This is a genomic window from Kribbella sp. HUAS MG21 (assembly GCF_040254265.1).
Classification (GTDB): Bacteria; Actinomycetota; Actinomycetes; order Propionibacteriales; family Kribbellaceae; genus Kribbella.
In genome coordinates this window covers 175,007-191,240 of the sequence record NZ_CP158165.1, presented here as the reverse complement: position 1 = coordinate 191,240, position 16,234 = coordinate 175,007, and the positions used below count along the sequence as shown (strand labels likewise).

The following is a 16,234-nucleotide window of genomic DNA, read 5'->3' as shown; positions in this document are numbered from 1 at the left end:
GCGGAGGCACGGTATAGGGGCGGTATGGCGGCCCGGGCGAGCCTCGGAGCGTGGCGAATCCTCCTGATGGCAACAACCCGGAGCCGGCGGTGGCGGTATGACGCGGCACGTGCTCCCGAGTGTGCTCGAGAGCATCGGTGACACCCCGCTGGTGGAGCTGCGCAAGCTGCTGCCCCGGCTCGGTTCGCGGGTGTTCGCGAAACTCGAGCGGTTCAACCCGAGCGGCAGCATCAAGGACCGCACCGCGGACAGCATGGTGCGCGCGGCGCTGCGCTCCGGCGACCTGGTGCCGGGCCGGTCGGTGGTCGTCGAGTCGAGCTCCGGCAACCTGGCGATCGGGCTGGCGCAGATCTGCCGGTACCACGACCTGCGCTTCATCTGCGTGGTGGACTCGAACACCACGCGGCGCAACCTCGCGATCCTGGACGCGTTCCAGGCCGAGGTCGAGGTGGTGACCGAGCCCGATCCGGTCGGCGGCCTGCTGGGCGCCCGGCAGCGCCGGGTCCGCGAGCTGGCCGCGACCGTCCCGAACGTGTTCTGGCCGAACCAGTACGCCAACCCGATGAACCCGGCCGCGCACCGCGAGACCATGCGCGAGATCGACGAGTGCCTGCAAGGCGATGTCGACTACCTGTTCGCGTCGGTCAGTACGTTCGGCACGCTGCGCGGCTGTGCCGACTACATCCGCGAACGCGGCCTGCGGACCACGGTCGTCGGGGTGGACGCGGTCGGCAGTGTCATCTTCGGACGCCCGGCCGCGCCCCGGCTGCTGCCCGGTCACGGCGCGTCCGTCCGGCCGCCGCTCGCCGACCTGTCCCTGGCCGATGACGTCGTACACGTCTCGGACCTGGAGTCGGTCGCGGCCTGCCGGCGGCTGCTCATGTCCGAAGCCATCCTCGCCGGCGGCTCGTCCGGCGCGACCGTGGCCGCGCTGGAGAAGTTCTCGGCCCGGATCCCGGCCGGGTCGAACGTGGCGCTGATCTTCCCCGACGGCGGGGACCGCTACGTCGACACCGTGTACTCCGACGCCTGGGTGCGGCGCACCTTCGGCGATGTGTCCCACCTGTGGAAGGAACCCACTGAAATGAGCGTGCCGGTATGAGAATCCTTGGCCACGCGGACGTCCGGCAGGTCCTGGCCGGCCACGAGTCCGAGACTCTCGATGTCGTGCGCCGGGCATACCGGCTGCACGACGAGGGGCAGTCCGCCGTCCCGCACTCGGTCTTCCTGCGGTTCCCCGGCGACCGTACCAACCGGATCATCGGGCTGCCGGCGTACGCCGGTGGTGACAAGCCGGTCGCGGGCATGAAGTGGATCGCGTCGTTCCCGGGCAACGTGCAGCGCGGTCTGGAGCGGGCGAGCGCGGCGATCCTGCTGAACTCGCTGGAGAACGGGCACCCGGAGGCGCTGGTCGAGGGATCGCAGATCTCGGCCCGCCGGACCGCGGCGAGCGCCGCTGTGGCCGCACAGGAACTGGTCGGCGGGCCGCCGTCGGGTGTCAGCCTGGTCGGTACCGGCGTGATCAACCTGGAGATCTTCCGCTTCCTGACCGTGGCGCTGCCGAGCATCGAGGAGATCACGGTCTTCGACCTCGACCGGAACCGCGCCGAGTCCTTCGCCGCGAAGTGCCAGGAGATCAAGGCGGTCCGGGCCAAGGTGGTCGGGACGCTGGACGAGGCGCTCGCGGCGCAGCCGCTGATCAGCTTCGCCACCACCGCGATCGAGCCGCACACCGACCTGTCGGCCTGCCGCCCCGGAGCGGTCGTCCTGCACATCTCGCTGCGCGACCTCACCGCGGACGCGATCGTTGCCGCACGCAACGTGGTGGACGACGCCGAGCACGTCTGCCGGGAGGGTACGTCGCTCTACCTGGCCGAGCGGCAGACCGGCGGCCGGTCGTTCATCGACGCCCCGATCGGCGCGCTGCTGCGCGGTACGGCGACCCTCGAACGCCGGCCGGACGAGCTCGTCGTGTACTCGCCGTTCGGTCTCGGCGTGCTGGACATCGCGCTGGCCGACCACGTCCGCACGGTCGCCGAGGAGCGCGGCCTCGGCGCCACCTTCGACGGCTTCGTGCCGTCCTGACCGCCGGAGGATCCGATGCCTGAAGCAACCGACAGCTACCGGGTGGTCCGCAACGCCGAGGAGCAGTACTCGATCCTCGCGGCCGGCGTACCGCTGCCGAAGGGCTGGACCGCGGCCGGGTTCGCCGGGGACCGGGCCGCGTGCCTGGCCCACGTCGACGCGACCTGGACCGACCTCCGCCCGCTGAGCCTGCGCCGCTCAGCCTCCTGACACCTCCCACCGCACGAACCGCTGGAGAATGCCCATGACTGCCGAGCATGTCCTGATCCCTGCCCGCGTGGCCGAGCGGGCGGCGACGTCCCCGGACTCCGTGGCCGTCGTCGACGGCGCCCGCGAACTCACGTACGCCGAGCTGGACGCGCGCGCCGGGCGGCTGGCGCACCTGCTGCGCGAGAACGGCGCCGGCCCGGAGGCGGTCGTCGGCATCGCCCTGCAGCGGAGCTTCGACCTGGTGGTCGCGCTGCTGGCGGTGTGGCGGACCGGGGCCGCGTTCGTCACACTCGACCCGGACTTCCCGAAGGCACGCCTGCAGTGGCTCGCCGGCGACGCGGCTGCACAGGTCGTCGTAGCAGAGGCGGCGCTCGCGGACGTCTTCGAGCGGCCGGTGATCGACCCGGCGCTGGTCGACAAGGACCGACCGGTCGCGCCGATCGTGGAGCCGCCGACCGAGTCCGCGGCGTACGTCATGTACACGTCCGGCAGCACCGGCACGCCCAAGGGTGTCGTCATCACGCATGCGGGCATCGCGAACCGCGTGCAGTGGGCGGTGGACGCACAGCGGCTGGGGGAGCAGGACCGCGTGCTGCAGAAGACGCGGATCACGTTCGACGCAGCGGTGTGGGAGTTCTTCGGTCCGCTGGTCAGCGGCGGCACAGTGGTTCTGGCGCCGAAGGACTCCGAGCGGGACGCGGCCGCACTGCTCAACGCGGTGACGACGCAGAAGATCACTGTGCTGCAGGTGGTTCCGTCGGTACTGCGCTTACTGGTCGAGGAGCCTGGCTGGGACCAGAGCGGTTCGCTGCGCCTCGTGTCGTGCGCGGGTGAGCCGCTGCACGCGGAGCTGGCCCAGCGGCTGCTCAAGTGCACCGACGTGGAGTTGTGGAACACCTACGGCCCGACGGAGTGCTCGATCGACGTCACGGCGTACAGGTTCGATCCGGAGCAGACGAGCGGGCCGGTGTCGATCGGACGCCCGATCAACGGCATGCGCGTGCTGGTGCTCGACCCCAACACCGGGGCGCCGGTACCCGTCGGTGTGGTCGGTGAGCTGCACGCAGGCGGTGTTGGCGTTGCCCGCGGCTACCTGAACCGGCCGGGGCTGACGGCGGAGCGGTTCGTGCCGGACCCGTTCGGCAAGGACGGCTGGCGGCTGTACCGGACGGGTGACCTCGTGCGGTGGCGCGAGGACGGCAACCTCGAGTACGTCGGCCGCACCGACGACCAGGTGAAGGTGAACGGCGTCCGCATCGAGCCGGCCGAGATCGAGGCGGCTTTGACCGCGCACCCGCACGTGACGGCGGCAGTCGTCGTGGCCAAGAACAGGCCGGACGGTACGACGCAACTCGTTGCCTACGTCCAGGCTGCCTCGACGGACGAGCTGCGCAGCCACCTCCTCGACCGGCTGCCCGAGACCCACGTACCGGCACTCTTCGTGCGGGTGGAGTCGTTCCCGCTGACCGCACACGGCAAGGTCGACAAGGCGGCGCTGCCGGATCCGTTCCTGGGCGCGGAGTACGTCGCGCCGCGGACCACGGCCGAGCAACTGGTCGCGGACCTGTGGCAGCAACTGCTCGGCGTGGAACGGGTCGGCGCCCACGACAACTTCTTCGAGCTGGGCGGTACGTCGCTCGTGCTGACGCGGCTGGCCAACCGGCTGCGTGCTGCGGCCGGGAAGGACATCCAGTTGCGTGGTCTGCTGCGTGCCACCACGGTCGAAGCGCAGGCCGCGATGCTGGCCGACGTACTCGATGACGGCACCGAGCTGACAGTTGCAGACCGGTCGCAGCCGCTGCCGTTGTCGGCGAGTCAGCGGCGGCTCTGGTTCATGGAACAGCTGGACACGCGCAGCCACGAGTGGGTCGCGCCGACGTTCCTGCGGGTCCCGACTGGTACCGGCACCGCGCAGGTACAGGAGGCGCTCGACGCACTGGTCGCTCGGCACGAGACGCTGCGGACGCGCTACCTGGTCGTGGACGGCGAGCCCACGCAGGTGATCGACGCACCGGGTCCTGTGGACCTGCGCATCGTCGACGTGGCCGACGACGAGCTGACCGACGTACTGATCGACCATCTGGGAGAGGGCTTCGACCTGCAGACCGGTCCGGTAGTGCGGGCGCTCTACGCCAGCACCAGTACGCAGGACGTGCTCGTGCTGGCCATTCACCACATCGCCACCGATGGTTGGTCCGCCTCGGTCCTGGCTGACGAGTTCGACCGGCTGCTGGCCGGCGAGACGCTGGAGCCGCTGGAGGTGCAGTACGCCGACTATGCGGTCTGGCAGCAGCGCAACCTGACTGAGGAGCTCGTCGCCAAGGAGCTCGCGCACTGGCGGACGGCGTTGGACGGCAGCGAGCCGCTCGAACTGCCGATCGACAAGCCACGCCCGCCGGTCCGCGACCCGCACGGCGCCATGGTGACGTTCAGCGTCGCCGGCGAGCTGGCCGAGCGGCTGGACCAGCTGGGCCGCTCACACGGGTGTACTCCGTTCAGCACGCTGCTGACCGCCTATGCGGCCACGCTTGCACGCTTCACGGGGACCTGGGACGTGGCGGTCGGCGCACCGGTTGCCGGGCGGGACCTGCCACAGCTGGAGAAGCTGGTCGGCTTCTTCCTCAACACCGTGGTACTGCGGTGCCGTCTGGACGCTGACCTGTCGTTCGAGGACGCGTTGGAGCGTGTCCGCCCGGTCTGCGAGGACGCGTTCAGCCACGCCGGCCTGCCGTTCGACCGGCTCGTCGACGACCTGGCTCCCGATCGCGACCTGTCCCGGACGCCGCTGTACCAGGCCGCCTTCGACTTCCACGGCACCGGCTTCTCCGGCGCCGAGGGGGACCTCGAGGACCTGGCCGCCGTCCAGCCGGCGCTCCAGGTCGCGAAGACGGACCTGACCCTGAACATGCGCCGCCTCGCCGACGGGTCGTTGCTGGGGGCAATGGAGTACGCGACCAGTCTGTTCGAGCGCGCGACCGTGCAGCGCATCACTGACGCCTTCGTGCGGCTGCTCGAAGCAATGGTCGCCGACCCTGCCACGACGCTCGGTGCGGCCGACGTACTGAGTGTCGAGGAGCGCGACCAGCTGATCCACGGCTGGAACGCGACGACGCTGGAGGTGCCTGCTCTGACCACGCTGCAGCGGTTCGAGGCGCAGGCGGCCGCGACCCCGCACGCGATCGCCGTGTCGCCGAGGGGCACGACGTACGGCGAGCTGGAGGCGAACGCCAACCGGCTTGCGCAGCACCTGCGTGCGCTGGGAGTGGTGCAGGGAGATGTGGTCGGCGTACTGCTCGACCGCGGGCCCTGGCTGCCGACGGCGATGCTGGCCGCGTGGAAGGCCGGTGCGGCGTACCTGCCGATCGATCCGGACACTCCTGCGGACCGGGTCGCGTTCGTCTGCCAGGACGCTGAGGTGAAGGCTTTGGTCACCTCCAGCGGCCGCAGCACCGCGGACGGCGTCGTACTGGTCGACGCTCATGCTGAGGCGATTGCGGCGCGGCTGGCCGAGGCGCCGGAGCTGGAGCACGACCTGGACGAGCTGGCGTACGTGATCTACACCTCCGGCAGCACCGGTCAGCCGAAGGGCGTTGCGGTGCCGCATCGCGGTCTCGTCAACCACCTCGACTGGGCGGCCCGTGAGCTGTGCGGTGCCGGCAGCGGTGGGGCACCGGTGTTCTCGTCGGTGGCGTTCGACCTCGGCGTACCGAACCTGTGGGCCCCGCTGATCGCAGGTCAGACCGTGCACCTGCTGCCCGCGGACCTGGACCTCGCCGACCTGGGACGCGAGCTGGCGGCGCATGCGCCGTACAGCTTCGTGAAGCTGACGCCGTCGCACCTGGAGATCCTGACCACGCAGCTCAGTGCAGACCAGGCCGCCGACCTCGCCGAGGTCCTGGTCGTCGCCGGCGAACCGTTCACGCGCCGCGTCCTGGAGGCCTGGCGCTCGCTGGCACCGGACACGCGGATCATCAACGAGTACGGCCCGACGGAGGCGTCGGTGGGTACGTCGATCTACGAGGTGCCCGCGGCCGAGCAGTCGGACGTGCTCCCGATCGGCAAGCCGCTGCCGAACCTGACCATGTACGTCCTCGACGCCGATCGCCGTCCGGTCCCGCTAGGCGTGGTCGGCGAGCTTTACGTCGGTGGTACCGGCGTGGCTCGCGGCTACGTCAACCGGCCCGAGCTGACCGCGGAACGCTTCCTGCCGAACCCCTTCGGTCCAGGACGGCTGTACCGCACCGGTGACCTGGTGCGGCGTCGTACCGACGGCACCGTGGAGTTCCTCGGCCGCACCGACCACCAGGTGAAGGTCCGCGGCCACCGGATCGAGCCCGAGGAGATCCAGCTCGTGCTGGTCGGCCACTCCGGGGTCGGCGACGCGGTCGTGATCGCCCGCGAGGACCGTCCGGGCGATCTGCGCCTGGTCGCGTACTACGTCGGTACGGCGACCGCGGACGAGCTCGCGGACCACGCCGGCCGCGTGCTGCCCGGCTACCTGGTGCCGGCGGCGTTCGTGCCGCTGGACCGCCTGCCGTTGAACGCCAACGGCAAGCTCGACCGGTCCGCGCTGCCCGCGCCCGAGCAGGCGGCGGCGGAGCACCTGGTGCCGCCGGCGACCGTCGTCGAGGAGCGGATCGCCGAGATCTGGACCGAGCTGCTCGGCCAGGACGTCGGCGTCCGGCAGAACTTCTTCCGCAGCGGCGGGAACTCGATCCTGGCGATCCGCCTGATCGCCCGCCTGCAGTCCGTGTTCGAGGTCGACCTGCCGGTGCGCGCGATCTTCGAGCAGCCGACCGTGGCCGAACTGGCCGCCGCGGTCGAGGCGCTGATCCGCGCCGAGATCGACGCGCTCCCCGACCACGAAGTCCTAGCCGCCACCGCCGAGGAGAACTAGGTGAGCACCACAGACGCCCGCGACGAACTGCTGCGCCGACGGCTGGCTGGTGCCGGTCGCGGCCGGCGGACGGGCATTCCCCAGGCCGACCGGAGCCGGCAGTTGCCGCTGTCGTTCGGGCAGCAGCAGATGTGGTTCCTGAACCGGCTCGACACCGACAGCTCGGAGTACCTGCTGCCGGCCGCGCTGCGGACCCGCGGACTGCTCGACCTGGACGCGCTGCAGCGGGCCTGGGCCGATCTGCTGGCACGGCACGAGATCCTGCGCACCCGCTACGAGCTCCACAACGACCAGCCGGTCCAGGTGGTCGACCAAGGGCCTGGCCCGGGCCTGCGACTGGTAGAGCTCACAGAGGCCGGTGATCGCGAGGCGGCGCTGGCCGCAGTACTGCGCGAGCAGACCGCGACAGGCTTCGACCTGGAACGCGAGTGGCCCGCCAGAGCGACACTGGTGCGCGCAGCGGCCGACGACCACCTGCTGATCGTGGTCCTGCACCACATCGCCGGGGACGCGTGGTCGACCGAGCTGTTGTCGGAAGAGCTGGCCGAGCTGTACGGCGCGCACTCCGCAGGCGTTGCGCCGTCACTGGTGCAGCTGCCGCTGCAGTACGCCGACTTCGCCGCCTGGCAGCGCAGCCAGGACCTGAACGGCGAGCTGGAGTGGTGGCGGAAGCAGCTGGAGGGCATCCGCCCGGTCGAGCTGCCGACCGACCGGCCGCGCCCGGCTGTCCGCAGTACTGCGGGTGCGGACCTGCCGTTCGAGCTCCCGGACGGCTTGGCGGATCGCGTGCGGGCGTTGGCGGCGAAGTTCGACACCACGCCGTTCGTGGTGATGCTGACGGCGTACCAGCTGATGCTGGCGCGCTACACCGGTGAGCAGGACGTTGCGGTCGGCACCGTGGTGTCCGGGCGGACCCGCCCGGAGCTGCAGCGGATGATCGGGTACGGCATCAACAGTCTGGTGATCCGCAGCCGCTGGCAGGGCGACCCCACGTTCGCGGACCTGGTCCGTGAGACGCGTGCGCGGGTGCTGGACGCGCACGACCACCAGACCGTGCCGTTCGCGAAGCTGGTGGACGAGCTGCAGCCGGAGCGGGACATGTCGCGCTCGCCGCTGTTCCAGGTGGCCTTCGTCGTACGGCAGGCACCTCCCGGAGCTGTCACGCTCGGCAAGCTGGTCGCCGAGCCGGTGCGGACCGGGTTCACGGTGGCCAAGTTCGACCTGAACCTGAAGCTGACCGAGACCGTCGACGGTGCGCTGGACGGCGTCCTCACCTATGCGACGGCGCTGTTCGACGAGTCCACCGCGCGCCGGATGGCCGGCCACTTCATCCGGCTGCTGGCCGAGGGCGTGGCGGCGCCGGACCGGCCGCAGTCGGCGCTGGAGATGTTCACCGCGGACGAGCTGGAGGAGCTGACCCAGACGTTCGCGTGCGGCGGTGAGCTCGAGCTGACGCTGCCGGTCCACGAGCAGGTGGCGCAACGCAAGGCGTCCGCGATCGCCGTCGTCGACGGGACGACCCAGCTGACGTACGGCGAACTCAACGCGCGGGCGAACCGCATCGCCCGGTTCCTCGTCGACGAAGGCGTCGGCCCGGAGTCGCGGGTCGCGGTGGCGATCCCACGGTCGGCGGACCTCATCGTCGCGGTGCTGGCCGTGCTGAAGGCCGGAGCCGCCTACGTGCCGATCGACCCGGAGTATCCAGCGGACCGGAATGCCTTCATCCTCGAGGACTCCGACCCCGACCTGGTCCTGGTGTCCGGCGCGTCCACCTCCGGCCTGCCCGCGTCCGGCGCACCGGCGGTGGCGGTCGACTACCACGCCCGCTTCGCCGGCTACCCGGACCACGACCTCGGCAGCACCGCAGGTCCCGGCAACCCGGCGTACCTGATCTACACGTCCGGCTCCACGGGTCGGCCGAAGGGCGTCGTAGTCGAGCACCGGCAGTTGTCCAACTACCTGGCCTGGTGTGCGGGCGAGTACGACGGTCTGGCGGGCTCCTCGCTGTTGCACTCGTCGGTGTCCTTCGATCTGACGGTGAACGCGCTGTGGGGTCCGCTGGTGCTAGGCGGCCAGGTGGTGATCGGCTCGCTCGACGGCAGCCGGCCGGGACCGGAGACGGCGCCGACGTTCGTCAAGGTCACGCCGAGCCACCTGCCGTTCCTGGTGGAGCTACCGGACGAGTTCTCACCGACCGACGTACTGATGACCGGTGGCGAGGCGCTGACCGGCGAGGCCGTGGACGCGTGGCGGGCCAAGCACCCTGGTGTTGCCGTCATCAACGAGTACGGACCGACCGAGACGACTGTGGGCTGTACGGCGTTGCGGATCGAGCCGGACGACGAGCTGCCGACAGGTGGTCTCGCCATCGGCAAACCGATGCCCAACTCGCGAGTGCTGGTTCTGGACGCGTTCCTGCGTCCGGCCCCGATCGGTGTGGTCGGCGAGCTGTACGTGGTGGGGGACTGCGTAACCCGCGGCTACCTCAACCGCCCGGACCTGACCGCGGAGAAGTTCGTCGCCTGCCCGTGGGCGCCGGGCGAACGCATGTACCGCACCGGCGACCTGGCGGCGTGGGACTCCGACGGCACCCTGACCTGCCCGAGCCGCGTGGACAACCAGGTCAAGATCCACGGCTACCGGATCGAGCTGGGCGAGATCGAGAGCACCCTGCTGCGGCACCCGGCCGTCAGCCAGGCGATCGTGGTCGCCCGCGACACCCCGTCCGGTGACAAGCGCCTGGTCGCGTACGTCGTGACGTCCGCGGACACCGCCGTACTGAAGGCGCATGCCGAGGAGTGGCTGCCGGAGTACATGGTGCCGGCGGCGTTCGTCGTACTGGACGCGATCCCGCTGACGGAGAACGGCAAGACCGACCTGCGGGCCCTGCCCGAGCCGGGCACTGCTGCTGCCGCGGTGGACGTGGTGGACGCGGCGAAGGTGACGGCGCGTACGACGACCGAGGAGCAGTTGGCCGCGATCTGGTCCCGGGTGCTCGGGGTCGAGGAGATCGACGTCCACACGAGCTTCTTCGAGCTCGGCGGTGACTCGCTGAGTGCGGTGGCCGTTGTCGGTGCGCTGCGCGAGACAGGTGTCGACGTCGCCGTCTGGGACGTCTTCGAGTACCGCACGGTCGCTGCGCTGGCGGAGAAGCTGACCGGGCGTGCGGCGAAGGAGGAGACGTTCGTCGCGCCGTTCGCGCTCATCGCCGAGGAGGACCGCGCTGCGCTGCCGGCCGGGGTCACGGACGCCTACCCGTTGTCGCAGGCGCAGACCGGCATGGTCGCCGAGATGCTTGCCGGGGCGGAGCAGGCGCACTACCACAACACCACGTCGCACCGGATCCTGGACGACCAGCCGTTCGACCTGTCGGCGCTGCAGCGCGCAGCTGACCTGCTGTTGACCCGCCACGAGAACCTGCGCACGTCGATCGACCTCGGTAGCTACTCCCGTCCGCTGCAGTTGGTGCACGCAAAGGCGGCGCTGCCGATCGGAATGACCGCACTCGGCTCGGCTGACGTTGACAGCGCACTCCGCGAGTTCCGCGCTGCCGAACGAGCCAGGCCGTTCGACCTGTCCGCGCCGGCATTGCTGCGCTTCCACGTACACACCACCGGGCAGACCGACGCCTGGTGGCTCACCAGCACGGAGTGCCACGCAGTGTCGGAGGGCTGGAGCTACCACTCGCTGCTGATGGAGCTGGTCACCACCTACCGCGCGATCCGGTCCGGCAACGAGCCGGAGCCCTACGTGCCGCCGAAGGTGCGGTACGCCGACTTCGTGGCGGCCGAACTGGAGTCGCTCGCGTCGGCCGACGACAAGGCGTACTGGCTCGACGTCGCGACCAGCTACGAGCCGGTCGAGCTCCCGGCCGGCTGGGGCGAGGAGGGCGAGCCGCACGCGTTGTACGCCGGTGCGCGCACGATCGACCTCGAGGACGGGCTGCGTGCGCTGGCGACTGCGGCCGACGCATCGCTGAAGTCGGTGATGCTGGCCGCGCACATCAAGGTCATGAGCCTGCTGAGCGCCGAGTCCGCGTTCACGACCGGTCTGGTCTGTGACGCCCGTCCCGAGGCGAAGGGCGCGGACCAGGTGCACGGCATGTACCTGAACACGTTGCCGTTCCCGGTCGACCGCGGTGCCCGGACCTGGCGGGAGCTGGTCGAGCAGACCTTCGCCCGGGAGCGGGAGCTGTGGCCGCACCGCCGGTACCCGATGCCGCAGATCCAGCGCGACGCGGGCCGCCGGCTGATCAACGTTTTCTTCAACTACCAGGACTTCCGGCAGCTCGACGACAACCTGGTCGACCCGTACGCCGGTGAGACCTACGAGTCGACGGACGACATGCCGGTCGTCGCGGCCCGGCGGACGAGCCTGCAGAACGAGAGCATCACCGAGGTGCCGCTGACGGTGTCGTCGCGCGGTGGCTACATCATCCTGACCGCGGACTCCGGCGTCATCGGCATCGACAACGCCGAGCGCCTGGCCGGGCTGTACCGCTCGGTGCTGGAAGCCATGGCCGCCGATCCCGAAGGCGACGCCCGGCTGGCGCACCTGTCGGCGGACGAGGAAAGCCTGGTCCTCGAGACGTTCGCCGAGGGCCGCGTGCGTTCCGAACTACCCGCGATCCTGCCCGATCTGATCGACGCCTCGGTCGCACGGACACCTGACCGTCCGGCAGTCGTGGACCACGGCCTGGAGCTGACGTACGGCGAGCTGGACCAGCGGGCGAACCAGCTGGCCAGGGTACTGATCGAGCGCGGTGTCGGACCGGAGTCCAGGGTCGCGGTCGCCCTTCCTCGATCGGTCGAGCTGATCGTCGCCCTGCTCGCAGTGGTGAAGGCCGGCGGTACCTACGTGCCGATCGACCCGGACAACCCGCGTGATCGCGTCGAGTTCGTCCTGGCCGACTCCGGACCGGTGCTGATGGTGACGGCGGCGGGCGTCGACGTACCGGCCGGCGACGTACCGGTCCTGCTGCTCGACAGCACGACGGCCAGCGGCCAGTCCGGTGCGCCGGTCACGGACGCGGACCGGATCGCCCCACTGCGCCGGGAGAACGCGATCTACGTCATCTACACGTCCGGCTCGACAGGCCGTCCGAAGGGCGCCGTGCTCGAGCACCGCCAGGTCGCGAACTACCTCGCGTTCTGCGCCGAGGAGTGCGACGGCCTCGCCACCTCCTCGTTGCTGCACGGCTCCGCCTCGTTCGACCTGACCGTCAACGCCCTGTGGGGTCCGCTCGCCTCCGGGGGTACGGCGATCCTCGGAGCGCTCGACGGCACCGAGGACGCACCGCCGGCCAAGCCTGCCTTCGTAAAGGTGACACCGAGCCACCTGACGTTGCTGACCGAGCTGTCCGCCGACTGGTCGCCCTCGCTGCAGCTGATGACCGGTGGCGAGCCCCTCGTCGGCGAGGCGGCCGAGGCTTGGCGGGCCCTGCACCCGAACGTTGCCCTGATCAACGAGTACGGTCCGACCGAGACGACGGTCGCGGTGACCGGGCTGACCTACCGGCCCGGCGAGCAGCTCCCGGCCGGACCGGTCACGATCGGCTGTCCGATGCCGAACGTCCGCGTCTACGTGCTGGACGCGAACCTGCAACCGGCGCCGGTCGGTGTGGTCGGCGAGCTGTACGTCGCCGGACCGCAGGTCGCCCGCGGCTACCACAACCGGTCCGACCTGACCGCCGCCAAGTTCGTCGCCTGTCCGTGGGGACCGCCCGGCGAGCGGATGTACCGCACCGGAGACCTGGCCGCCTGGAACGCGGACGGCACCCTGACCTGTCCGACGCGCGTCGACGACCAGGTGAAGATCCATGGCTACCGGATCGAACTGGGCGAGGTCGAGGCAGCGGTCCGGAAGCACGACGCGGTTGCGCATGTCGCGGTGATCGCCCGCGAGGACCGGCCCGGTGACCGCAAGCTGGTCGCGTACGTCGTGCCGTCCGGTCCGCTCGACCTGGACGAAGTGCGGGCGGTCGTCGCGACACAGCTACCGGAGTACATGGTCCCGGCCGCGTTCGTCGTACTGGGAGCGCTGCCGCTGACCGCGAGCGGGAAGCTGAACCGGGCCGCCCTTCCGGCGCCGGAGTACACGGCTACCGCGGTCGAGTACGTCGCGCCGCGGTCCGAGACCGAGAAGGAGATCGTCGCGGTCTGGCAGCGGGCGCTCGGCATCGAGCGGGTCGGCGTACTGGACAGCTTCTTCGAGCTGGGCGGCGACTCGATCAGCGCGGTGTCGGTCGTCGGCGGGCTGCGGCGTGCCGGACTGGACGCCGGCGTGCAGGACGTGTTCGAGGCCCGGACCGTTGCCGTGCTGGCGGAGAAGCTCACCGGCCGACCTGCTGTGGAGGCGGCGCGCTCGGTGGAGCCGTTCGCGCTTGTCGTCGAGGCGGACCGTGCACTGGTCCCGGCCGGCGTGGTCGACGCGTATCCGCTGTCCGAGGCGCAGACCGGGATGATGGTCGAGCTGCTGTCCAGCACCACGCCGCGTGCCTACCACAACGTGGTCTCCACCCGGCTGACCGACGAGAAGCCTCTGTCGGTGGAGGCTCTTCGGCAAGCGCTGGCGTTGCTGATCGAGCGGCACGAGGTACTGCGGACCGCTGTCGACCTGGAGACGTACTCCGTCCCGATGCAGCTGGTCCACGCGACAGCCGACGTACCGCTGACGTACGTGGACCTGTCCGCGCTGCCGGAGAACATCCAGCGGCAGGCGATCGCCGGGTTCCAGACAGAGGAGCAGGCGACGCACTTCGACCAGGCGCGGCCGCCGTTGCTGCGGTTCGCAGTACACCAGCTGGACGAGCTGAGCTGGCAAGCCACGGTGACGCAGAACCACGTGATCCTCGAAGGCTGGAGCCACCACGCGCTGGTGACCGAGCTGCTCGAGTACTACGTACGCTTCCGCGACGGCCAGGACCAGGAGCCGTGGCAGGCCCCGCCGGTACGGTTCGCGGACGCGATCGCCGGTGAGCTGGCGGCACTCGACTCCGTTGCCGACCGCGAGTACTGGGCACAGGTGGCCGCGCTGCCGAAGTTCACGATCCCCTCCGGCTGGAAGGGCGACGAGTCGGCGGAGCGCACGCCGTACCGGGTGGAGGTTCGCTACGACGACCTGGAGCAGCAGCTGCGAGGTGTGGCGACCGAGACGGGTACGTCGCTGAAGAGCGTGCTGTTCGCCGCACACCTCGCGGTGCTGAGTGCACTGACCGGCCACGAGGAGTTCCACAGCGGCCTGACCAGTCACATCAGGCCTGCGGTCGAAGGTGCCGAACGCGTCTACGGCATGCACCTCAACATGCTGCCGGTTCCGATGCGCAAGGAGCCCGGCACCTGGCGGGACCTGGTGTCGCGGACGTTCGCGGCCGAGACGGAGCTGTGGTCGCACAGGTTCTTCCCGATGCCGGTCATCCAGCGGGAGCTCAGCAGCGAGCGTCGGCTGCTGGACGTGTTCTTCAGCTTCCAGGACTACCGCGGCGTCACGGCGCGCACCGAAGGGCTGGGGATCGACGGGCTGGACGACAGCGTGGCCAGCGGGACGACGGAGTTTCCACTGTCCGTCGCGACCGGTCCGGGCTACCTGGTGGTCCGCTCGAACACGCGGGCGCTGGACCGGTCAGCCGGCGACCTGATGGCCGGAATGTACCGCACGGCGCTGGAAGCGATCGTGACCACACCGGACACCCGGTGGGACACGACCGAGCTGCTGGCCGCCGATGAACGGCCACAGACAACGGAAGCTGCGGCAACCGAGGCAGTGCAGGAGTTCGAGCCGCCGCGGACCGAGACCGAGCGCATCCTGGCCAAGATCTGGATGAAGCTGCTGGACGTACCGCGGGTCGGCCGCCGGGACCGCTTCTTCGAGCTGGGCGGCTACTCGATGCTGCTGGTCAAGACGGTCTCCAAGGCCAAGGCGAAGAACCTGCCGCTCTCACTGTTCATGTACTACGACAGCGACCGGCTCGACCACCTGGCAGCAGCAGTAGACGCCGCCAAGGCAGCCGAGCAGACCGGCCGTCCGGCAGGGTGGTACGGCCCCGGTGTCGACTTGTTGCCGTCAGCAATGGACGAGGCCGCCGTACCCGGTGCTGTCGTCGCCTTGCTCGAAGGCGGTGAGCTGACCGAGATCCAGGCGCTGGGTTCGCTGGCGGCCGACGGACAGCGGCCGGTGACGGCGGAGACGATCTTCACCGTCGCCTCGGTGAGCAAGCTGGTCAGCACGGTCGGCGCACTCCGGCTCGTCGACAACGGCGAACTCGACCTGGACGAGGACATCCACCGCTACCTGACCAGCTGGGAGGTCCCGGGCCGGCCACGCGTCACGCTGCGACAGCTGCTCGGTCACCGCTCCGGTTTCACGGTCTCGCCCGGCGGCGGTGTCGCGCCCGGGCAGCCGGTGCCGACGTTGCTGGACCTGCTCGACGGGCGAGCGCCGGCGACCAACGCGCCGATCCGGTGCGAGCACGAGCCCGGGTCGGCCTTCGTCAAGGCCGGCGCGAACTTCGTCGTCCTGCAGCAGCTGATCGAGGACGTCACCGGCAAGCCGTACGCCGCCGCGGCCAAGCGGCTCGTGCTGGAACCGCTGGGGATGCACGGGTCGAGCTTCGACCGGTCGTTCCCGCTGACGTCGGGACGGCCTGTTGCCCTCGGCCACCTTCCGGACGGTCCGCTGGACGGCGGCTGGCGGGTCCGCGCCGACGCCGCGTCGGGCGGCCTGTGGACCACCGCCGGCGACCTGGCCGCGCTCGCGCTGGAGATCCGGCGGTCGTACCTCGGCCGGCCGCGCGCGGTGCTGTCGAAGGAGCTGGCGCGGCAGATGCTGTCCCCGGCCGGGGACAGCGCGTTCGGGCTCGGCGCGACCGCGGAGACCGACGGCGACGACGTCCGGTTCGGCCACGGCGGCGAACCGCGCGGCTACTACGGCGGCCTGATCTGCCGGGTGTCGTCCGGTGACGGCTTCGTCCTGCTGGCGAACGCGACCGCCGGCAAGCACCTCGCCCAGGGCCTCGCCGGGCGCCTGGCATCCATCTAGGAGGAA

Annotated in this window: 5 protein-coding genes; all 5 read left to right on the top strand. The window is 70.5% G+C overall.

The window, feature by feature from the left end:
- Positions 1–97 precede the first annotated feature (97 nt).
- From sbnA to ABN611_RS00780, 5 genes are read left to right on the top strand one after another with little or no spacing between them, the layout of a single operon-like run.
- Entirely contained in the window at positions 98–1,102 is a 1,005-nt protein-coding gene (sbnA, locus tag ABN611_RS00800) for a 2,3-diaminopropionate biosynthesis protein SbnA (protein WP_350277775.1), read from the top strand.
- Positions 1,099–2,085 (top strand): 2,3-diaminopropionate biosynthesis protein SbnB, encoded by a 987-nt coding sequence (gene sbnB, locus ABN611_RS00795; protein ID WP_350277774.1) that lies wholly within the window; start codon positions 1,099–1,101, stop codon positions 2,083–2,085. The genes sbnA and sbnB overlap by 4 nt, the downstream gene beginning before the upstream one ends.
- A 15-nt stretch (positions 2,086–2,100) precedes the next feature.
- The gene (locus ABN611_RS00790; protein ID WP_350277773.1) at positions 2,101–2,295 is read left to right on the top strand and encodes an MbtH family NRPS accessory protein; all 195 of its coding nucleotides are present in this window, start codon (positions 2,101–2,103) and stop codon (positions 2,293–2,295) included.
- 34 nt (positions 2,296–2,329) lie between these two features.
- Complete coding sequence (locus tag ABN611_RS00785) at positions 2,330–7,192, top strand: amino acid adenylation domain-containing protein (RefSeq protein WP_350277772.1); 4,863 nt, start codon at positions 2,330–2,332, stop codon at positions 7,190–7,192.
- Entirely contained in the window at positions 7,193–16,228 is a 9,036-nt protein-coding gene (locus ABN611_RS00780) for an amino acid adenylation domain-containing protein (protein ID WP_350277771.1), read from the top strand.
- Positions 16,229–16,234: the final 6 nt, after the last annotated feature.